Source organism: Imperialibacter sp. (genome assembly GCF_048007035.1).
Classification (GTDB): domain Bacteria; phylum Bacteroidota; class Bacteroidia; order Cytophagales; family Cyclobacteriaceae; genus Imperialibacter.
Genome location: NZ_CP180355.1, coordinates 5,100,395 through 5,122,450, shown reverse-complemented (window position 1 = coordinate 5,122,450; position 22,056 = coordinate 5,100,395). Strand labels below are relative to the sequence as shown.

Below are 22,056 nucleotides of genomic sequence, written 5' to 3'. Positions count from 1 at the left end.
AAATAATTCTATTAATCGCTCTGACTTTTAGTGACAAACGTGGCTGGTTCAGTCCTCTTAAATTTATTCCAAAGGAAGTGGTTCAAATGGTTGGTGGCCGTGCTCGCCATTCCTTTATTGCTCATCCTTTTGTATCCCCTACCGTCACCACTTTTCCCTAAGAAGTATGCCACACTTCTTCAATCTTCCGATGGACAGTTGCTGGGAGCCCGCATCTCCTCTGACGGACAATGGCGCTTCCCTCCGGCTGATTCGGTGCCACAAAAGTTCGAAGCAGCCATTCTCCTTTTCGAAGATGAGTACTTCCACTACCATCCGGGAATCAATCCTGTATCGCTTGGCAGGGCATTTTGGCAAAACATTCGGTCTGGAAAAATAGTAAGCGGCGGCAGCACACTGACCATGCAAACAGTAAGAATGGCCCTGGAAAATCAGGAGAGAACCTATGGCCAAAAACTTTGGGAGCTCTTACTTTCTATCAAGCTGGAGCTCTTCTATTCAAAAGAGGAAATACTACAGTTATATACTTACCACGCACCATTTGGCGGCAATGTGGTTGGACTATCTGCAGCATCCTGGCGGTATTTCGGTCGCCCCCCCTACCAGCTTTCCTGGGCAGAAACTGCAGCGCTGGCAGTACTTCCTAACAGCCCCTCTTCAGTATTTCCAGGAAAAAATGAAATCACCTTCAGACACAAAAGAGATGCCCTTTTAGATAAACTCAGCGCAAAGGGCTACCTCACCAGCGACGAGGCCCTGCTCGCAAAAGCTGAACCTCTGCCCGGCAAAGTAAAGCCGCTGCCCAATGAAGCATTCCACCTTTTGCAACGAGCTGAAAAAGACGGTCTGGCCGGCACCATTGTGCAATCGACGCTGGACTTTGCCTTGCAACGCCAGGTGAAAGAAAAAACGGATCGCTATTCGGAGCAACTGGCCTACAATGAAATCCACAACGCCGCTGCCATCGTTATCGATATTGCTTCAGGGGAAACCCTCGCCTACGTAGGTAATTCTTTTCCCAATGGTGACGAAACCAATAACCATGGCCAGTTTGTGGACGTGATCACCGCCCGCAGAAGCCCCGGCAGCCTGCTAAAGCCGTTTCTGTATGCCGCAGCGCTGGATGATGGCATTCTCTTACCAAAGGAGCTACTTCCTGACATCCCACTCTTTTATCGGGGCTTTGCCCCACAAAACTTTGATAAAAAATACCGGGGAGCCGTTCCAGCCGATGAGGCGCTTGCCAGCAGTCTCAATGTCCCTTTCGTTTTTCTCTTGCGGGAATATGGCTATGAAAAGCTGCACCAGAAGCTCCGGCAAATAGGCATGCAGTCGCTGGATAGGCCCGCCAATCACTACGGCCTTTCCCTTATTCTTGGCGGCGCTGAATCGACGCTTTGGGAACTATCAGGCATGTTTGCCGGTATGGCGAGAGCACTCAACAACTTTCAGGATCGCCCTTACAACAGAGGGTACTCAACGGTGGACTATAGGCCAAACACCTACCTTCCACTAAAAACAACCGAACAAGAAAGTGACCTGGAAGCGAATGGTCTGCTGGCAGCACCCTCCATACTTTATGCCTTCCAGGCCATGCAGCAGCTAAGGCGTCCTGAAGAAATGTCTGGTGCAGAAATGTACGGTTCTTACCGCCCCATTGCCTGGAAAACAGGCACCAGCCACGGCTTTCGTGATGCCTGGGCCATTGGCCTCAACGACCGTTATCTGGTAGGTGTTTGGGTAGGCAACGCCGACAATGAAGGTCGGCCGGGGCTAACGGGCATTCGCTCGGCCTCACCACTGATGTTCAGCATATTCGAACTGCTGGGTGGCGATGCCACCTTCGATGAGCCGTTCGGAAAGATGGTCAGCATCTGCAAAGAAAGTGGACTTTTGGCAAGCGAGTATTGTACGGAAACCACTGGCACCAATTTACCTGACTATATGCTTCAGGGAAAACGATGCACCTACCATCATCTTCTCCATCTGGATCAGGCTGAAAAAAACCAGGTAAGCAGCGCTTGCTACACTGTGGACCAGATGCTAGGCAGGCGCTGGTTTGTGTTGCCAGCTGTGCAGGCATGGTACTACAAGCAGTACCACTCCAACTACAAGGAGCCACCCCCATTTTTACCTGCTTGTGGTGAACAAAATGCTAACGGCTTCATGGAATTAATTTACCCAAGGGAGTTCACCAAAGTATATGTGCCCGTTGAGCAGGATGGCAAACCAGGCCTGGCCATATTTGAAGCGGCACACCGTAACCCTGCGTCTACTATTTTTTGGCACCTCGATGAAGCTTACGTCGGCTCAACGAATTTCATTCATCAAATGGGTTTTCATCCGGAACCTGGCCCCCACATGCTTACCCTTGTGGATGAAGAAGGTAATGAACTGAAACAGGCGTTTGAGGTATTACAATAAACTCAAACCCGGATCAGTTTTCAGGATTGCCATCGCTTTGCCTTTGCATCCAAGTAGCTTAATCAATACTTTTAACTACTTAAGAACATACTTCCTTGATGAAACAACTCCTTTACTTTTTGTTGATCTCATTGGCTTTTGCGTCTTGTGACACCGCCACCAGACCGATCAGCCTTTTGCTAAGCCTCGATAGCGTCGAGCACATTAGTGGCAAGCCGGAGTACCTGGGTAGCCCATTTGTAACCGCCGGCGACCGGGTTTACATGATTGGCCATCAGGACGGTAGTTTTCCTGATCTTGGCTGGCATGTATCCGGAGAAATGGGTGGCATCTGGGATCATCCGATTAAATTAATGGATGGATTTTCGCTGAACGTCAAGGAAGTAAACGGAGAGGATGCGTATTGCCTCGACAAGGCCGATGAATTCGTTAACTACCCTTTTGCCAACAAACACATTTTTCGCAAAGGCGATTTACTGATACAAAGAACACAGTTTGTGCCAGATGATGCCATGGAAGGACTGATTGTAGAGTATGCCATCACCAACCAGAGTGAGGAGGAAAAGTCGCTCGAGCTTTCCTTCACGGGCATGGTCGACCTAAGGCCCGTTTGGCTGGCAGAAAGAAAAAACATTGAAGACGGCAGGGACACCCTCTTCCTGCAGGAACTTTCCGAAACGTATTTAGGAAAAGACCTGAACAACGACTGGTATACAATATTTGGCAGCAGCGAGTCAGTCGTTGGATACAGAATAGATGAAAGCCCCTGCCCTCAGGAAAGAAAGGGGCTGGGCACCGACGGCACCATTGTTTCGAGAGTGACCATAGAGCCTAACGAAACCTACCCGGTTCAGTACTACATCGCTGGCTCTTACACGTCAGCCGATGAAGCCCACGCCACCTATGATCAGCTAAAAGGTACAGCTTCGGTGGCTCTGAAGAACAAAATGAAGCGATACGAGCAAATAGCCCAAGCGTCATCTATCTCCATCCCCGACAAAGACATCGAAACCATGTACAGCTGGGTAAAGTACAACACCGCCTGGCTGGTCAGGGATGTGCCTGAAATAGGCAGAGGCGTTTCCGCTGGACTGCCCGACTATCCGTGGTGGTTTGGTGCCGACAATTGCTATACGCTGCAGGGCATGCTGGCAACGGGCTCCCCAGCAGAAGTGAACTCAACCATCAACCTGATCGAAAAGCTCTCGATGGAGTTAAACGGCAATGGCAGGATCATTCATGAAACATCGACCAATGGCGAAACCTACAATCCAGGCAACCTCAACGAAACACCGCAATTTATTTCCCTTCTCTGGACGTTCTACCAGTGGACCGGGCACAAGGAAACACTCGAAAAATACTACCCGGAAGTAAAGAAAGGAATCAGCTGGATCGAGGCGGAGGACAAAGATGGCAACGGCTATCCGGACGGCCCCGGCATGATGGAGATTCATGGACTGCACAGCGAGATGGTGGATGTGGTGGTGTATACCCAACAGGCCTACGAAACTGCTGCGCAAATGGCCATAGAAATGGGCGAACCAAATCTTGGCGCTGAATACCAGAAAAAGGCAGATGTGCTGAAAAAGAAAATCAATAGCGAATGGTGGGTCGAACCTGCCCAATCGTTCGCTGACTTCCGCTCCACAAAGGCACAAGCGCTGGAGTTGATTGATGCGGCCATCGTACGGGCCGACACCATCAACAAGCCGTGGTCGATTAAAGAGCTGGAGCAAACAAAAAAAGAGCTGGTCTCCAAAGCAACAGCTAACACCAGCGGCTACGTGGTTCACCACAACTGGGTCGTTAACACGCCGACTGAAATGGGCATTGCCGATCCTGAAAAGGCTGACATGGCTTTGGCTACTGCCAGAAAGTACAGCAACCGTTTCGGCATGTACGTGACGGGCATGGACAGAGATGAAGCCAGCGATGCCTCCAGCAAATGGAAGTCGTTCAGCTATGTGGGTGCGGTGATGACACTGCCAACTGGCGTGCAGGCCATATCGGAGGCAAGATACGGGCACCCCAACGAGGCGCTTGGCTACCTGAAAAAGCTCCACAACTCATTTAGCTACGCCCTGCCTGGCTCCATGTACGAAGTGAGCCCCGACTATGGCATGATTGTGCAGGCATGGAATATCTATGCGGTGGCGGTACCTGTTGTTAACTACTTTTTCGGGATTCAGCCCGAAGCCCACAAAAAGCAGGTAACGATGGCACCCGACATGCCCGAGGGCTGGGACAATGTTTCCATCAGCAATGTGTTGGTGGGGGACAACGTCATTGGTCTAGCAAAAAGAACGAAAGACAGCCTGGTCACCTATCAGATAACACAACGAAATCCTGACTGGACCGTGTTATTAAAACTGTCGAATCAAGCAACTTCAACAGTTTTAGTCAACGGAAAAGTGGCTTCTTCAACGGGAGAGAATAACTACGTGACCATTACCCTAACAGGCTCAGACAATGTCGTATCAGTTCAGCAATAACAAGCCAACTTGATCAGGCGATTCATCGTTTCACCAACTAGCCAAAATGCATACCTTCGGCTCATTGCTAAAAACCCACTGTTTAAACTGAACTAAGCTTATTTGTTACTCTCTTTTATGAATCAAAGCATTACAAATTGACAGGCAAAGCAGCATTTTTTCTTCTCACAACTCGATGTCTTTTTTTGGAGCAAACATCAACCTTATGTCAAAGGATAAGGATTAATTCTACTTTGTCTGATTAAGTAACATGTGATTTTTCCCCTGATTTATCTCTGAACTAAGGCGGACTCCCTCAATGCTATTAAGTTAAGAGGTTCAGTGTCCCAATTCTATTTTTACCCCAAACCCTAAAGGGCGCATGGATTACTATTAGCAGGCCCCTTTAGGGATTAAGGGTAAAATGCTCTTAACTTAATAGCATTGCGGGCTCCCTAAAGGTAGTCAGTAGAAAAATCCGGTTGTTCCTTTTAGGGCTCAGGGTAAAACAGGTAGATTTTTCGAATGCGTCAAAGTAGACTTAATCAGACAAAAAACCGTCCTCCCCTACCGATTATATAGAAATTTGCTTGGCAAACCATTTTAAGTTGTATCTTGTTAATATCAAAAGACCACAACGTGCACAAGCCAAAGAACATACCCACATTGCCTTTTTCGCCAGATGGCGGAATAGATAGTTGTGTGTTGCTTTGTACGCACAACAAAGCCTTTGTAAAATAGGCCTCCCATTTCATCAAAGAAATAAGGAGGCCCGTAGTACTGTTCCTGCAGACTTGTTGCTCCAACCACACGGAGCACGTTATACAACCTACCTAGCATTTCACTTTCTGGCAAAATACCACCAGACGCATGCCTTGTTCACCATGGCATTCGCCTGGTGTCATGTTCAACTTAGATACGATATAACGATGAACCCAATCATAACAAAAGCAGACCACAATACGATTAAATCCCTGATAGCTAATCTGCCCGATCATTTAAAGACGGCTGAAATACGGCAACTCACAAATGAGCTCAATCGTGCTCAGGTTGTCGCCAACGACAAAATACCGAAAGATGTTATCCAGTTAAACTCCTATTTTGAAATTGAGGAGATCAATTCAAAACAACAGATCAACTTCACAGTCACGCTTCCGAACAAAGCAAATATTGCCGAGAAAAGGGTATCCATACTGTCGCCACTTGGCATTGCGCTGATCGGCTTCAGAAAAGGCATGACTGTTCAGTGGACGCTACCTGGCGGCCCAAAAAAACTCAAGATTTTGAAAGTTGAACAAGCCATAGAAGAGGCGAAAATTCAAACGCTATGAAATGGACATACAGCATTCGTAACAAAACAACAGCAGCAGCGCTACTCCTAACGGTTTTTTTGATAGTGCTATTCAACAACCTGAAGGAAAGAAAAAACTCGGTGAAAATCAGCGAAACGATCCATTCAATATTTCAAGACCGGCTGGTGGTGGAGAGTTACATTTTTCAGCACGCCGAACACCTCCACAAAATCGAGGGGGTCATTGATTCCGAGAACACCGAAGATGCTGACAAACAACAGCAGGTGGCCGCCGTGTTCCGGCAAATAATGGAATTGAATGAATCGTACCTGAAAACAGTGCTTACCGAGGAAGAAGAAAGGGTCTTCGGCGGGTTTAACAACCTCTGCCAGAAAATCGGTATGAAGGCAGAACAGGGCGACCTGGCGGCTGCAAAGGCACACGCAAAGGAGGCGGCGTTGTCCCTGAAAACACTTTCTTCCATACAAGTAACCGAGGGAGCATCGCTAATGACAGACGCTAAAGCAATGTTTAGCGCAAGCACTTTGTCATCCCAATTGGAAAGTGCTATTCTACTCGTCATTGCGCTGATCATCCAGGCGCTGATTTTTGCCTCTAATTCCCTCAAAGTCAATAGACACCCTCAAAATCCAATACTCAATTGAGCTACTCAGCACAGGAAGTCCATTTACCCAAGTGATGGACTTCCTGAAAAAAAACTTTTTTCACTGCCCCATTCATTTTCCCTAAAAGGTCATTTACCCTTCTTTTCCACCGCCTTTAGCCTATTGTGCCTGCGGAAAAAAATTAATATTGTAATTACTTACGCAACCCCAACACTGATTATTACATCTAGGCTATAAGGTCAATCAAAACTCAATTTTTTAGATGCGTTATTTCTACTCTTTATCCCTGCTACTGCTGGTGTCATTCACCGCTTTAGCGCAAAATACTGGCATTAAAGGCAAAGTACTTGGAGAGAACAATGAGCCCCTCCCCTTTGCCACTATCTTCATTCGCAACATCAACACAGGCACTACCTCCAACGTGGAAGGTGACTATGAGGTAAGGCTGGCTCCCGGTAAATATGACGTGGTGTTCCAGTACATTGGCTACGAATCGAATGTGCATTTCTTTGAAGTGACAACCGGCTTCGAAACGTACAACCTCACCCTTAAGCCCAGAATATTCCTTCTCAAAGAAGTGGAAGTACGCAGCGGCAAGGAAGACCCTGCCTACACTATCATGAGAAAAGCCATAGGCAAGGCCAGCTTCCATGCCAACCAGCTCGATGCCTACGATGCCAAAGTATACATGAAGGGATCTGGCCGACTGCTCGACTCGCCCTTTTTCCTCCGCAACAAAATTGCTGAAGAAGGCATTGACAGCACCACTGCCTTTACTTCTGAGTCGGTGAGCGAGCTGCACTACGAACGGCCGAGTACCTACTCGCAAAAGGTAGTAGCGGTGTTCTCGCAGGGGGAAGACAACGGCACAGGCCCTGGTGAGTTTCTCACGGCCAGTTTCTACGAGCCAAAAGTTGTGGATGCCATTTCTCCACTTTCACCCAAGGCATTTGCCTACTATCGTTTTACTTACGACGGCTATTTCCGTGAAGGAGGCTATGTTATCAATAAAATCCTTGTCACGCCCCGAAGCAAAGGAGACGACATTTTTGAAGGGACAATCTATATCGTTGACGACCTTTGGAGCATCCACAGCCTCGACTTTACCATGTATAAGTTGGGGATCAAATTCAACATTGAGCAGGTATACAACCCCATCGAGGACAAAGCCTGGCTCCCGGTAAGTCATAAGTTTGTCATTAACGGCTCTTTTTTCGGGTTCGACTTCCAGTACAACTACCTGGCCACACTCAGCGAATATAAAATCACCCTCAACCCCGATCTCGACATTCCGGTGACAGTGATTGATGAAAAAATAGACAAAGAAGTCGCTGCTGAAGTGAAGCAAAAAACGAAAGGCCAGGAAACTCTGGAAAAGCTGGCTCAGAACAAGGAAGTGACCAGAAAAGACCTGCGAAAATTGGTGAAGGAATACGAAAAGGAAGAGATGGAAGATCTTGAGTTTCCTGAGATTGTTTCTAATATCTCCATAAAAAGAGACTCAACCACAAGCTACAACAACGACTCCACCTTCTGGACGAGCATGAGGCCTGTGCCACTTACTGCCTATGAGATCAGAGGGTATACGAAGATAGACAGCCTCGACAAAGCGGAAGAAGCCGAGTACAAGTCGGACACCACGAAAAAAGGAAAAAACAGAAGAGACAGAAAGGTCAGGGTCACCGATCCGATCCTGGGCAACTCCTACAAACTGGGAGAGAAGAGCCGACTCAACATTGAGTCACCTCTTGAAACCATCGGTTTCAACACGGTGGAAGGCTTCAACTTCTTTTACGATATCAATTACTCCAGACGCTTTGAGAACGGCAACAAGCTCCAGTTTGGCCCTATGCTGCGCTATTCTTTTGCCAGAGAAAAGCTCTTACCGAAAGGCTATGTAGATTTCCAATACGGAGAAAATGGCACAAGAGGCAGCGCCCGACTGGAAGCAGGCAGTTATGTGCAGCAGTTAAGCGCCCTTGAGCCCATCCACCCCTATATCAACACTGCCTACGCCCTCCTCTTCAAAGAGAGCTACCTAAAACTGTACGAGAAGGACTTTGTGCGATATCAAAACGAGAAGCGCTACAGCGATAAATTTTTCGCAAAAGCCGGGCTGGAATATGCGCAGCGAAGAAGCCTGGCCAACAATTCCGATTTTACTTTTTTCAAACACCCGGGCAAAGAGTTTACAGCCAACAACCCTCTCAATGCCAATACCGATATAACAGGCTTTTTTGAGCACCAGGCACTGACATTTAACATTTCAGGAGAGTACAAACCATGGCTGAAGTACAGGATGAAGAACGGGTCGAAAGAGGAGATCAGGAAGTCGACCCCCACCTTCACTCTCGAGTACAGGAAAGGCATGCCCTGGGCAGAAAGCGACGTAAACTACGACCTATTGGACGTAGGGGTGAAACACAGTTTTGAGTGGGGCATCCGCTCCAAGCTGGACGTTCGGGTGAATGCCGGGAAGTTTCTTAACGACAAGGCCATTTACTTTCCGGACTTTAAGCACTTCCCCGGCAACCAGACATTGTTCGCTACCCTCGATCCTGTGGAGAACTTCCGCTTGCTTGATTACTACTACTACAGCACCAACGATGAATACGTAACAGCCTTTGTGCATAATCAATGGCGCAAGCTGGTGGTGACGCAAATGGCCTTTGTGCGGATGATGGGCATCAAAGAAAACATGTTTATCAACTACCTCGGCACGCCCAATTCCAATAATTACACGGAAGTCGGGTACGGCCTCGACTATATCATGAGGGTTTTCAGGCTGGAGGCCATTGCGGCTTTTGAAGATGGTCAATACAAAAATTTCGGCGTGAGAATCGGCATTGCTACGAACCTTGAGGACTTGTTTGATTTCTAGCATTCGCAGCAAATAGGTAGATTCACTAAACTGACCTATATTTACGCTGAAATGGCAGCTCAAATAAAACAATTCTCCAAAAGGCTGTCCGGCACTTGTCTGCTGGCACTATCAGTGCTGATGGCAATTATTGGGCTATACGGCTTGGATAGTATTAGTCATAAAGGGCTTCCAGGCGCTCCAAAAACCGAGCTGGTATCGCATACTTCAGCTACCCGCTACCATTCCTACAAACAAGCAGTAGCCGATTACCACCAAAGCTTTTTGCGATCCAATTGCGGCAAAATCAACTTCCTGGCTCTTTCCAGATTAGAAAGTGTCGCATCTAAGAGACAGTACAACCTATCTATCAGTCGCTTTCTCGAAGTAAGAGCTAACCAACTTTCACGGGAACGTTTCCAGTTCTATTTCACCTACAGTCAGGAAGCAATCACCCATTCCTGAGAATTTCCCCCACGGCCTCTGCGCCGCCCATTTCTCTATTATTTACTGATTGATTGCGCCTGATTGGCCTTTCATTTTACTGCTACACTTCATGAAGAAGTTCAAAAAATACCTGCGAACAGCCGGGCTGGTGCTGTTCATTTTGCTCAGCGGATTTGGCATGGGCATAGATCCCAATATTTTCAAACCAAAAAGGATAGAAAATGAGGAGGGTGTAAAAACCGAACAAGTGGTTAAAAAACAAGAGGACGAAGAGACCCAGCTTCAGGAACTGAAGTGATTCGCCAGTTTGGCTATCAGGCCTGGTAAAGAAGCGGATAAAACTTCCCCTGCATCTTTTGTCCCCGTGGCACAACATCGGCTCCTGCAAGCAACGGTGTGTCGGCATCCGATCTTGTGCCGTCTTTGAATACATTGGTGACGTATGCCCTGCGCTGCCTGTCGGTCTTGTTTTCGTAGGATCCATGCACCAGCAAGGGGTGATGGAAAGTACCATGCCCCATTTTCATTTCAATGGGAATAGGCTTGAACTGGCTTTTCTGCTCTTCGGTCAGGTACTGATCCAGACCGTTCATGTCGCCAGCCAGGTCAGGTTTGTCGAGCAGGCCCCACCTATGGCTGCCGGGCACATAGTACAAACAGCCGTTGTCTACATCGGCATCGTCGAGTCCCACCCAGCAGGTGAGGTGCTCCATGGGCTTGGTGCGGGTCCAGTACGAGTAGTCCTGATGCCAGGCAACCACGCCTCCATGTTTGGCTGGCTTGCAAAAAAGCTGGTCATGCCAAAAGCGAACTGACCCACCCAGAAGCTGGCTGGCCGCCATCACAAAAGCGGGGTTCCACAGCACGTCGTGAAAGCCGGGAGCCACCCGCCATGCACCCAGCGCATGGAAAAGAACTTTCGAAGGGTCAGTGGATTCGTTGGAATGGAACTCGTAGAACAGATGGTGGCCGGGGTGGTTTGGATCTGCAATCTCCTCAAGTTCATTGCGGAGTGATTCTACCTGAATACTGTTGAGTAATTTCACGTTGGCTAAATAACCGTTCTCCTTGAAGAAGGCTACCTGTTCGTCGCTCAGTTTGTATTGTTCCCATTCCTTTTCAGTTTCGGGCCACTCAAACAGCCTACTTACCAATTCATGAACCCCGGCCAAATCTGCAACACTACTCATATACTATAAATTACTAATGCTCATTTAAAAGTACCGCCTTTTCCGACAGTCCTCTACGTCAATTTTGGCATTTACTTAACTTATTTTAACCCAAATATTGATACATAGTCGTATTATTGGTAATATAAACAAGCATTGCATCGATAACGGATGAAAGCCATCTTTGAAAAAGTAGACCTGGAAGCAGGTCAGTCACTGGTAATTCGTGCGTTGAACCTCCCGGAGTTCGATGCTCCATGGCACTTTCACCCCGAAATGGAGCTCACTTATATTATCAAAAGCCGGGGAACGAGATTTGTGGGCAATAGTATTGATGAGTTCGTCGAAAACGATCTGGTGCTGCTCGGATCCAACCTTCCGCATATTTGGCAGAACCCTTCTAATCAGTCCGGCAGAAGTGAAGCAATAGTCGTACATTTTTCCGCAGGAATGCTCAACAATAGCTTGCTCAGCTCTCCCGAGTTTGCCACCATCCGGCAGCTTTTTGAAAAAGCCAGCTACGGTGTGGTATTTCCACTGGAGCTCTCCAAAAGCGTTGGGAGAAAACTAGCTCAGATGGTAGATGCCGACCCATTTGGCAAAGTGCTTGGCCTCATGGAAACACTTCAGCTCCTCTCCACGTCCAATGAGGCAAGAACCCTTGCCAGTGCTGGCTATGCGCACCATACAACGGCAAAGGATGCAGAAAAAATGACCATTGTATTTGAGTATGTAAGGCAACATTTCAGAGACGTGATTCGACTCGACCCCGTTGCCAACCTACTTCACCAGACACCTCAGGCCTTTTGTCGTTATTTTAAAAAAAGAGCCAAGAAAACCTTCTTCGAATTTGTGAACGAGTTTAGAATAGGCCACGCCAGCAGGCTTTTGATCGATACTGAACTCAGCATTACCGAAGTCTGTCTGCAGTCGGGCTACAGCACCATTCCCCATTTTAACAAGCAGTTCAAGCGGATCACCGGCCTGAGCCCGACGGGGTTTAGGAAGAAGTATGTTGGTTGAGGGGATATTCATTCTCATTGCGGTTCATTAGCGAGTGCCTCACTCCCCTCCACCGGTTATTGCGAGCCACAAAACGATATTTAATATTGTATAACGATTCGTAAAGTGGTGTGGCAATCCGCCGGATTCACTGCCACGGCAAACAGATTGCCACGGCTGTTGGAGTTTTTGGAACATAGATAAACATTACGCTCAGCCTCGCAATAACCGGTGGGGCGGGTGGCCGCCAAAGTAGTGAGGCAAGGCGACAATCTGGGCTTAACCGCTTCTACCACTTCAAAACCTCCTCTGTAAGATCCTTCCATTCAGGGTTGAAGCCTTCTATCAAGTCAATCTTGGTTTGACGTTTCCCAGCTTTTAGTTGTTTTTCCCTCGCTACTGCCTCAGCTATGGAATGGAAGATCTCATAATAAACCAGTCTATCCAGATTGTATCTCGCAGTAAAACTATTAGTGTATTTCTTTGTCTGGTGGTCGTGTAGTCTGGTGATCAAATCAGAAGTCAAACCAACATAAAGGGTTGTGCGGTTCTTGTTGGTTAGAATATAAATAACACCTCCTTTTCCCATGAAAATATTTCGATCTATTCTTCAGCCGTCCTTTCCAACAGATTCACTGCCTAAGCCAACAGATTGCCACGGCCGTTGGAGTTTTTGGAACATAGATAAACATTACGCTCAGCCTCGCAATAACCGGTGAAAGTCTCTTCTCTTTTTACCCAACCTCAGCTAGCCGGATAAGACCTGCTTCTCGTCTTTCGATAACCAGTCAACTCCATGTCGCCGTTATCAAACCCTTCAATAATCGCATAGGCATTGTTCTCTGGCCCACTATTATCAACCATGGCTGGCAAAAGTGTGTAGTGAATACCATTAATACTGGAATATCCCTCCCTATGGCAATGCCCATGGAAGACTGCTGCCACCTTGCCAGAGTCCTCCAATACCTTCCTCACTTCCATTGAATTCTCCACATGCATGGTCTCATCCGGCAGTTCATACAATGAGTGGTGAACAAACACCACCGTGGGTAGCCGGGTTGCTACGAGGTCAGCCTTTAACCAATCCATCTGAGGCTGTGGAACGGTCGACTCAAACCATTCAAAATCACCTTTGTTATGATCAATGCCGTCAGGATGGAAGTTGGGGTCGAGCACTATAAAGTGGAACCCCTTTTTGTCAAACGAATAGTAGCCAAGGCCCGAGTCGATGCCGGTATTCTCCACATTGGCTATAAACTGTGCTTTGCTGATGCTGTCCACATCGTGGTTGCCTATGACGTGGTAGCGGGGGCCTTTGAATTGTGCATACACCGCCTCCAGGTTTTGCAGGTATTTCAAGGTATCTTCCTCCCTCCTGCTGGTGTCCTCATCTTTAAAGTCTCCCAGGTGGATCACAAAGTCGACTTTTTCCCTGTTCATCACCTCGGCAAACTCGGCCATCTTTTCCAGCGACTCCCGGTAGTACCGAATGCCGCCTGGCTCCCGGTCGGCATAATGTGAGTCGGTGACCACGCCAAAACGCACTTTGGGCTTTTTGGCTGCCATGGCGTTGCTGACCAGCCCCAGAGCGGGAAGAGTAATCAGCGAAGATTTGAGAAAAAGACGGCGGGTGATCATAGGACTGACGGTCAATAGCTAATCTGACGTCAAATTAATGGAAATTACCCGGTGCCGCAACAAGGATTCATTACGAAACATTTCTCATCATTTCCCCCTAAGCGCTTAACGAAAGCTCACTAAGGCCTTAACGGAAATCGGCAAAGCGCTTTACTCGAAACAAACCAGCGCAGTATCGAAAACGTTTAGGTCACCTCGCCGAGAAAGCCCAAGTACAGGACTGCACATTAACAATAACCTAATAGTCAGCCATTAACGACTCATAAGGAATGTTTAGTTTCTCATGCAGGTTCTTTATCATCTTTAGGGTGAGCTTTCTCTTCCTGCTGAATATTTCAGACACACGGCTTTTGTACCCTATGATCTCCGCCAGGTCCTGGATATCCATGCCCATCTGTTCCATTCGAAATTTGATAGCTTCGATTGGGTCAGGTGCTGCAATGGGATAATGTTCGTTCTCGTACTTTTCAATCAGGATGGACAGTATTTCTGCTTCATCGCCTTCTTTTGAATCGGCTGGTGCATGAAATATACCCTCCAGGCGTTTGAGCGCCAGCTGATACTCACCTTCTGTCTTTATTACTTTAATATCCATAGTCAAATTCTATCGGCGTCTACCTTATCATATTCTGCATGTGTGCCAATGAATCGAATAAAGGCCCACTTTCTACCATAGTTTATATCAACAATCAGGCGATACTTATTGCCACAAATATTGAAAACCACTCGACCACTTTTTAGAATACTGGCCTTTGCATAGTCACCCTTGATGTCGGTCGGGTCTGACCAATCAGCTTTTGAGGCTTCCTTGTACCAGGTCTTTAGTTGCTGTTCCGAATCATTATGCTTCTCCCAGAATTCACGAAGTATTTTTTTGGCAACTACTCTCATCAATCTTTACATACAACAGCAAATATATGGAAAAGTTACCAAACTGGTAACTAGCAGGAGATTTAGCCAAGCGTTTCAACGAAAGTCTACTGCCTAAACATTTAAATCACTCCATCCTCAGCGAATCCACCGGATTGGCTTGTGTCCTTGGCAGAGCCTCGACAACCACCACCGCCAGGGCCAGCAATATCAGTCCCGCCCCCGGCAGTGCAAATAGCCACCACCCCAAACGCATAGCGTAGGCGTAGTTTTGCAACCATTCATTTACCAACCAAAAGGTGATGGGCAGTGTGACAATGACAGCCAATGCAACGAGCCTGACAAAGCGGCTGGACAACAAAAGTAGAAGATCAGCAACGGAAGCGCCCAGCACCTTTCGGATGCCAATCTCCTTGGTTCGTTGGGCAATGGTGAGCGACACGAGTCCAAACAGTCCCAGGCAGGAAATGAAAATAGAGAGGCCTGAGAAAACCCCCAGCAATGTTGACAGCCGGTCTTCGGAGGCATATTGTTGTTCGTAACGATTCTCCAGCAGGAAATAGTCGAAAGGGTTGTTGGGGAATACCTCTTCCCACTTTCCCTCTATAAATGCAAGTGCGGCTGTCAGTGATTCACTATTGAGGTCGCTGACGGGGAAATTGAGTTTGACAGCGTAAAAAGTGCTATTGATATTATCCAGCACAAACATGGCTGGCGGAATGGCAGCCTTTGGCGACTCCTGATGAAAGTCTTTCACTACTCCCACAATCTTGCAGCGAACACCTTTCGATGCCAGCTCGCTACCTACTGCTTCCCTTGTACTGGCAAAGCCATGAGCCTGTACTGCCTTTTCGTTGATCAGGATGCTCTCCAGTGCGTCGCCAAAATCCCCAGCCCGTTGCTCGGTTGGAAGAAAGTCTCTCCCCTCTACGATTTCCACCCCAAACACGTCGACAAAACTATCGTCCACCACATTGAATGTCATCAATACAGCCTCATCGCTACCACTTTCCGGCTTCCAAAATCGTTGCTGCCAGGCATTCTCACTTCCTGGCAAAAACGCCGACGTGGAGACAGACCGAATGCCGGGATATTGCTGGAGCTCATTCTTAAACACATCGAGTTGCGACAGGTAGGTCGAGTCGACCAAGGAAGGGGTTGTTAGTACCAACGTATTCTCAATGTCAATCCCGAGCTTCATGTTGTGCATGAATTTTAGTTGACCATATACTGCTGCTGTGCCCACAATAATAAAAAGGCTGGCCGCAAACTGCACCACCATCAAGGCAGACCGCAGGCCACCCCCCGCCACATTGCTCATCTTTCCTTTCAACATCGAGGCGAGCTGTTTATTTTGCAGCAAGAAAAAGGGCACCAGCGACGATATGGCTCCACTCACTACGAAAAGTAGGGCGCACACCGCTAGCATAGTATCGTCTTTCCAGAACAACCCAAACGGACTACCTGCTATAGCCTGAAACCAGCCTGAGCTTACCTGCACCACAGTAAAAGCAACCGTAAGCGCCAGGAGGTTGACTGCGAAGGCCTCTGCCACAAACTGCTGAATAAGCTGCCACTTGCCAGCACCGATCAGCCTCCTCACACCTACTTCCTTACCCCGGCTCAGGGCCGAGAACATCGACAGATTGATATGGTTGACCCAGGCGATCACCAGCACGAACAGCGCTATGGCTACAAGAAAGTAAACATCAGCAGCCGAGTTATTGGTTTTCATTTCTTCCATCAACTGTGAATGCAAATGAATATCAACGACCGGCTGCATGTGCCAGCGTGGGTGCGCTGGGTCCGGAGCCATGCCATACTTACCAAGCCATTCTCCTTCAAATTCCATCAACTGCTCCGAAAGATCTTCTGGTTGGCTACCTTCTCGGAGCCTCACATAAGAGTGAAAATACTCCGCATCCCAGTCTTTTAGGTCTGCCCTTCCTCTTTCCGTTTGTGCCAATGTGGGGAAAGAAAACAAAAAGTTGACAGCCATATGGGTGTTAGCTGGCAGGTCTTTTAACACTCCCGCCACGGTGTACTCTACGTCATCCGTGCTGGTATGCCGCTTCAGTGTTTTGCCCATGGGGTCATCGGCACCAAAAAACTTCAAAGCCATAGATTCAGAGATAATCACCTGAAAAGGCTGATCCAATGCTTCTTTGCTCCCTTTGATCAGTGGAAAGTCAAAAAAATCGAAGAACGATGTTTCGGCAAAATAGGTATGACTGGTGTTAAAGCTCCGGACTTCTTCCCCGTTGTCGTACGACAGCACATTGGAAAAGCTGGAACTTCCGCATAGCCTGGTGATGGCCTCCACCTGTGTAGTGCTGAGTAAAGAAGTGGCCAGCACAGCCGGAGAAGTGGCGGCTTCGTACTGCAAGGCGCCACTGGAAAAGTCTCTGGAGAAAATGCGATAGGTTCGATCCGTGCCTGCACCGTGGAACCGGTCGTAGCTGAGTTCGAAACGAACGTATTGCCCAATAAGAAGGGCAGCCGCCAACGCCAGCCCGAGGCCAAAAATCGTGATAGCCGAGGTGGTCTTATGCCGGAGCAGGCTGCGGAAAGCGATTTTGAGGTAGCTGGTGAGCATAGCAGGTTTTATTCAGCCCGCAAAGCCTCCACGGGGTTGGCTCTGGCAGTTTTCCAGGTTTGCAGGATCATTATCGCAGACGAAATTACTATAAGTAAAACACCTGGAGCCAGCATCACCCAGGCGTCCAATGTGGTAGCGTAAGCATAGCCTGCCAGCCACTCCGTGCCGTAGTAGTAAACAACCAGCATCGACACACCTGTTGCGCCACCTATCCATGCTGCGTATCCAACATTTACCTGCCGGATCACTTGTTCAATCGTTGCACCTAACACTTTTCGGATAGCGATCTCTTTGAAGCGCTTTCGCACAAAGAAACCTGTGAGTGAAGCAAGGCCAATACAGGAGATAAAAACGGCCAGCAAAGACAGCACTTTCAATACGGTTGCCAGCTCACTGGCCTCGTGGTGTTTCTGCAAGTAAATATCGGAAAGAGCCAGAAGCTCAAACGCACGGCCGTTATAAAGTCTATCCCATTCTGCCTTAACTTTAGTCTGCGCCGCTGTTTTGGCATGTTCATCGATACGCATGGTCAGGTACCCCGACGATGGGTCTTCCAAAGACATCAACAAAGGCCCGATGGGCGATGCCAGGCTATTGAAATGAAAATCGGACGTAACCCCCAAAAAGGCCTCCCTAGATCCCGGCTCAGAAAAAAGATCCTCTCTATTGATCAGGGCTTCATTCACAATGAAACCTGTGTCGGGTAAAAAGATCGGCTCTCTTTCAAATGTCAGGTTAAGCGTATTGAAAAAGTTCTTGTCGATCGAAATATAGGCGACAAACTCAAGCTCTTTTTGCTCACCTGCAGGTTGCAGAATTCCACCCGTTCCGACGAATGGAAGTCCACTGGAAATAGTAGCACTTTGCACCTCTGGAATAGTAAGAAGTCGATCTCGCAGCAGGCGTAAATCCGTTTCAGCAGACGGACTGGGGATATACCACAAGTCCTCAATGGCAAAACCCAGTGGCTTGGCCATAATGTAATCGGTCTGTTTATCAACCAGCAAGGTGCCTCCGATGAGAGTGCAAGCGATGAGGAACTGTAGCCCAACCATCGACTTCAGCAGCCATTTTCGCTCACCCAGTTTGAACTTGCCAGCGATAACGTCCCTCGGCATCACTTTACTAAAGAGTGCGCCTTGAATCCCTGCCAGCAGAGCAGTTACGCTCACCATGAGCATTACTAGAAAAGTAGCGCTTACATCAAAAGCAGAACTATCGATCTTCAAGTAGGGCAAAACCTCCCCACTGGTGAATTGTATGAAGGAGACACTTAACATAGCAGCCAGAAAAACAACGACAGCTGACTCCACCAAGAACTGTAGCAGCATTTGGGCAGGAGTAATGCCCAGTACCTTTTTCACGCCCATTTCTCTGCCACGAAAGAGCGTTTTGACCTGGGTAAGATTGATAATATTGAAAATGGAAATAAAAAGAATGATCGTTGAGATCATGCCCAGCATATTAATCATTTCCTGGTTAGCGCTTCGTAAAAGTGGCCCATTATCCATCTCCACCAAGTACATATCTTCTACACTAACAAGCGTATAACGAATCACGTCAATAAACTTGTCCATGTTCGCTGACTCCTCATCTACTTTTTGGTTCAGGGCTACTATATCGGCGTCGGGCCTGGTATTCACATACACCAGGCCTTGCGAATAGTCCATCTTTTTGCTGGGGAGCGGAATGGCCAATACGTTGACCGTCAAGTGAGAGTTGGTAGGAAAATCCTTGAAAGTGCCGACCACTGTGTACTTACCTTCTTTCAGATCGATTGTTTCTCCGACAGGGTCTGCTCTGCCAAATAGTTTTATTGCTGCGGAATGATTGAGAAGTACAGTGCCCGCCTCAAAGCTGTTTTTTATATCAAAATAACTTGAGTCAAACAGCAAGACAGCTTCCGCCTCAGTATAAGCCCATAGCTTTTCGGTGAACAGTTTACCTTCCACGGATATTTCTTGCTCCCCTCCCTCCTGATAAACAGGTACACTAAAATTCACCTCTGGGAAATGATCTTCCATGTACCGTGCATTTGAGATGGGAAGGACTGGAAACCTAATCGGTGAATCGATGGCGTCGTTGTTCTTAAGTCGATAAGTATGCTTCGGGTCGGCAAAATGGCTATCTGCGTTATATTCATGCCAGATGAAGCTGAACGTAAAAAAACAGGCTGTAAATGCCAGAGCAAGCCCAACAATGCTTGACAGCATATAGCCCTTTTCCTTTTTCAAATGGCGGAAAGCCAGGAGTATGTGGTTTTTTAGCATAGGTGGTTGGTTTTGAAATTACTCTACTTACTCATTTCGCAAAGAGTCGACTGGATTGGCTGAAGCTGCTTTGACAGACTGGTAGCCTACCGAAAGCAACGTGACAAGCAACATAACAAGCGATGTTGAGAGGTAAGTGCTCCAACTGATTTGGGTTCGGAAGGCATAGTCTGATAAGTATTCGTTGACTAAATACCAGGCTATCGGGATACCAGCGAGTAAGCTAAAGCTAAAGAGGGCTATAAAATCATTGCCCAGCATAACAACAAGCCCCCAAACGGAAGCGCCCATTACTTTTCGAATGCCTAATTCTTTGGTTCTTCTTTCGGCTGTGAAAGAAGCCAAGCCAACGAGCCCCAAACAAGAAATCAGGATGGCAATGACTGTAAAACTCAACGACAGCTTCCCTACAACGGCCTCAGTTCGGTATTCCCTGTCGAAAACTTCATCGAGAAAAGTGTATTCAAAAGGGTAATCGGGGTTGTGCTGTTCAAAGACGCCCTGCAACTGTGCAACAGTTGCAGCAACTGGCCCCTGCCCCCCTAGCTTGATGAAGTAGTGTGACCCGATATTTTCGGAGTACATGAATATCATGGGCTCTATGCCAAACCTCAGATTGTTATTGTGAAAGTCATCCGTAACGCCAACAACCTTCCCTTTTCCATTCCACATTTCAAGGTCTGCTCCTATCGCATGTTCAAGATCCAATCCCATAACCTCGGCAGCCTTCTTGTTGATAATGTAATTGGAAGCATCCTGATCACCAATGAAATTTCGCCCCCCTTGCATTTTGATGTTCATTGTTGGAATGAATTCAGCATCGCAGCGGTAGATTTTGAAAGTAATGGAGGAGTTGTCGGGTTTGCCAGCCCATACCGGATCGGTGGTAGTAATGGGGACCGTAAATATATTATTGCCTCCGAAGGCAATGCTTTTCACCGCAGCCAGCTGATTCAAATCATTTTTAATGGCTGAGTAGTTTTTATCGGTGCCTTCGTTGCGGTCAACCACAATGATATTCTCTTTGTCAAACCCAAGGTTTCTTTCACCGATGAAAACAATTTGCTTGTACACCGTAATACTCCCTATGATCAGTATGAGTGACGTGGAAAATTGAACTACCACAAGTGTTTTGCGCAGCGTGTTTCCGGTGAGGCCTGTGTATTTCGCTTTAAAACTTTCGCAGGATGGAATGCTGACAAAACAAATGCCGGGTAGCTTCCAGCGAGTAATCCGCAAATAGCCGCCACGCCAAGAATGCCAAAAGTGAACACCGGGCTGGTGAAGTCTAATTCAATAGACTTGGCCGTTATGTCGTTAAAGAATGGAAGGAGCATCTGCACAATCCCCATAGCGAAAAGCAGTGCAATGAAAGACAGCAGCACCGACTCGGTCATAAACTGAATAACGAGGTCAGATTTTTTAGCCCCTATCGATTTCCTAACCCCCACTTCACGGCTTCTGTTGGCAGAGCGGGCCGTTGAAAGGTTCATGAAATTGATGCAAGCCATGACAAGGATTAAGATGGCCACGGCACCAAAAAGGAAAACCTGCTGTATTCTTCCACCGGTGTTCTTCCCATTTTCAAACTCCGAATAAAGCCTCGACTTCAGGTAGGGAAATAATACTGGGGTCGTTGAACAATCGGCACAGTTACTCTTAATCAAACCTGACAGCTTTTGGTCGGCCGCATCCCTGGAGTCAGCAGATTTCAACATCACCGCTGTCTTGCTCCCACCGCTCCTCCAGTTTTGTGTCCACGGATTTTCCTTGACGAAAGCTTCAAAGGGAATAACAAAGTCAAACTGAAGGCTTGAGTTTTGCGGTATGTTTTCAAAAACGCTGGTGACCATTAGTTCGTTGGATTCTCCCATGCGCAGCGTTTTACCAATGGGGTCTTCCTTTTCAAACAGCTTTTTGGCGAGGTTTTCAGAGATAGCGATTGATTTAATGTCGGTGAGCGGTTGGGTGGGATCACCACTTACGATGGGGAAACTGAATACTTCAAATAGTGCTGCATCGGCATAAATTCCACTTTCATTGAAGGCATTGGACTCATGCTTTACCAACAGCTCTGTTTCCATACTGTACTGAGTAGCTAATTCCACTTCAGGAATTTGGCTTTCTATTACGGCCTTCAATTTTGCAGGAGTAGCACCATAGGTTTCAATACTGCCATCAGGATATTCGCTATTGACCAGCACCTGGAAAATGCGATCACCATTTGCATGAAACCGGTCGAACGACAATTCATCTGTCACCCACAGGAGGATAAAAACATTGGCAGCAAGGCCAACTGTCAGTCCGAGGATATTGATAAATGCATAACCCTTGTGACGGAGCAAATTGCGCCAGGCGATCAAAAAGTAATTTTGTAACATGTTAACT

General features: G+C 47.5%; 17 protein-coding genes. 8 read left to right on the top strand and 9 right to left on the bottom strand.

The window, feature by feature from the left end:
* Positions 1-99 precede the first annotated feature (99 nt).
* From pbpC to ACMVP2_RS22170, 7 genes are all read left to right on the top strand, one after another.
* Positions 100-2,424 (top strand): penicillin-binding protein 1C, encoded by a 2,325-nt coding sequence (pbpC, locus tag ACMVP2_RS22200; RefSeq protein WP_416865162.1) that lies wholly within the window; start codon positions 100-102, stop codon positions 2,422-2,424.
* A 98-nt stretch (positions 2,425-2,522) separates the two neighbouring features.
* Positions 2,523-4,916: a glycogen debranching protein gene (locus tag ACMVP2_RS22195; protein WP_416865161.1), complete on the top strand. Its 2,394-nt coding sequence runs from the start codon at positions 2,523-2,525 to the stop codon at positions 4,914-4,916.
* Positions 4,917-5,824: 908 nt separating this feature from the next.
* Positions 5,825-6,226 carry a GreA/GreB family elongation factor gene (locus ACMVP2_RS22190; RefSeq protein WP_339786798.1) on the top strand — a complete coding sequence of 134 codons (402 nt, stop codon included), beginning with the start codon at positions 5,825-5,827 and terminating at the stop codon, positions 6,224-6,226.
* The gene (locus tag ACMVP2_RS22185; RefSeq protein ID WP_416865160.1) at positions 6,223-6,852 is read left to right on the top strand and encodes a hypothetical protein; all 630 of its coding nucleotides are present in this window, start codon (positions 6,223-6,225) and stop codon (positions 6,850-6,852) included. Before ACMVP2_RS22190 ends, ACMVP2_RS22185 begins: the two co-directional genes overlap by 4 nt.
* A 223-nt stretch (positions 6,853-7,075) precedes the next feature.
* Complete coding sequence (locus tag ACMVP2_RS22180; RefSeq protein ID WP_416865159.1) at positions 7,076-9,694, top strand: DUF5686 and carboxypeptidase regulatory-like domain-containing protein; 2,619 nt, start codon at positions 7,076-7,078, stop codon at positions 9,692-9,694.
* A gap of 51 nt (positions 9,695-9,745) precedes the next feature.
* Positions 9,746-10,138 (top strand): hypothetical protein, encoded by a 393-nt coding sequence (locus tag ACMVP2_RS22175; RefSeq protein WP_416865158.1) that lies wholly within the window; start codon positions 9,746-9,748, stop codon positions 10,136-10,138.
* A gap of 91 nt (positions 10,139-10,229) precedes the next feature.
* A complete protein-coding gene (locus tag ACMVP2_RS22170) occupies positions 10,230-10,418 on the top strand; it encodes a hypothetical protein (protein WP_339786779.1) in 189 nt (62 codons plus the stop codon).
* Positions 10,419-10,434: 16 nt separating this feature from the next.
* On the opposite strand, the gene ACMVP2_RS22165 is transcribed toward ACMVP2_RS22170, so the two are convergent.
* The gene (locus ACMVP2_RS22165) at positions 10,435-11,310 is read right to left on the bottom strand and encodes a phytanoyl-CoA dioxygenase family protein (RefSeq protein WP_416865157.1); all 876 of its coding nucleotides are present in this window, start codon (positions 11,308-11,310) and stop codon (positions 10,435-10,437) included.
* Positions 11,311-11,460: 150 nt separating this feature from the next.
* On the opposite strand from ACMVP2_RS22165, the gene ACMVP2_RS22160 reads away from it, so the two are divergent.
* On the top strand, positions 11,461-12,312 hold the full coding sequence (locus tag ACMVP2_RS22160) for an AraC family transcriptional regulator (RefSeq protein WP_416865156.1): 852 nt from the start codon (positions 11,461-11,463) through the stop codon (positions 12,310-12,312).
* 268 nt (positions 12,313-12,580) lie between these two features.
* On the opposite strand, the gene ACMVP2_RS22155 is transcribed toward ACMVP2_RS22160, so the two are convergent.
* The 8 genes from ACMVP2_RS22155 to ACMVP2_RS22120 form a co-directional block, all read right to left on the bottom strand.
* A complete protein-coding gene (locus tag ACMVP2_RS22155; protein WP_339795374.1) occupies positions 12,581-12,880 on the bottom strand; it encodes a GIY-YIG nuclease family protein in 300 nt (99 codons plus the stop codon).
* Positions 12,881-13,035: 155 nt separating this feature from the next.
* Positions 13,036-13,929 (bottom strand): metallophosphoesterase, encoded by an 894-nt coding sequence (locus tag ACMVP2_RS22150; RefSeq protein ID WP_416865155.1) that lies wholly within the window; start codon positions 13,927-13,929, stop codon positions 13,036-13,038.
* Positions 13,930-14,167: 238 nt separating this feature from the next.
* Positions 14,168-14,524 (bottom strand): helix-turn-helix domain-containing protein, encoded by a 357-nt coding sequence (locus ACMVP2_RS22145; protein ID WP_416865154.1) that lies wholly within the window; start codon positions 14,522-14,524, stop codon positions 14,168-14,170.
* A 2-nt stretch (positions 14,525-14,526) separates the two neighbouring features.
* On the bottom strand, positions 14,527-14,820 hold the full coding sequence (locus tag ACMVP2_RS22140) for a type II toxin-antitoxin system HigB family toxin (protein ID WP_416868215.1): 294 nt from the start codon (positions 14,818-14,820) through the stop codon (positions 14,527-14,529).
* Between the two features lie 106 nt (positions 14,821-14,926).
* Positions 14,927-17,395 carry an ABC transporter permease gene (locus ACMVP2_RS22135; protein ID WP_416865153.1) on the bottom strand — a complete coding sequence of 823 codons (2,469 nt, stop codon included), beginning with the start codon at positions 17,393-17,395 and terminating at the stop codon, positions 14,927-14,929.
* Between the two features lie 8 nt (positions 17,396-17,403).
* A complete protein-coding gene (locus ACMVP2_RS22130; protein WP_416865152.1) occupies positions 17,404-19,668 on the bottom strand; it encodes an ABC transporter permease in 2,265 nt (754 codons plus the stop codon).
* A 27-nt stretch (positions 19,669-19,695) separates the two neighbouring features.
* Positions 19,696-20,793, bottom strand: a complete 1,098-nt coding sequence (locus ACMVP2_RS22125; protein ID WP_416865151.1) for an ABC transporter permease — start codon at positions 20,791-20,793, stop codon at positions 19,696-19,698.
* Positions 20,787-22,049, bottom strand: a complete 1,263-nt coding sequence (locus ACMVP2_RS22120) for an ABC transporter permease (protein WP_416865150.1) — start codon at positions 22,047-22,049, stop codon at positions 20,787-20,789. The genes ACMVP2_RS22125 and ACMVP2_RS22120 overlap by 7 nt, the downstream gene beginning before the upstream one ends.
* Positions 22,050-22,056: the final 7 nt, after the last annotated feature.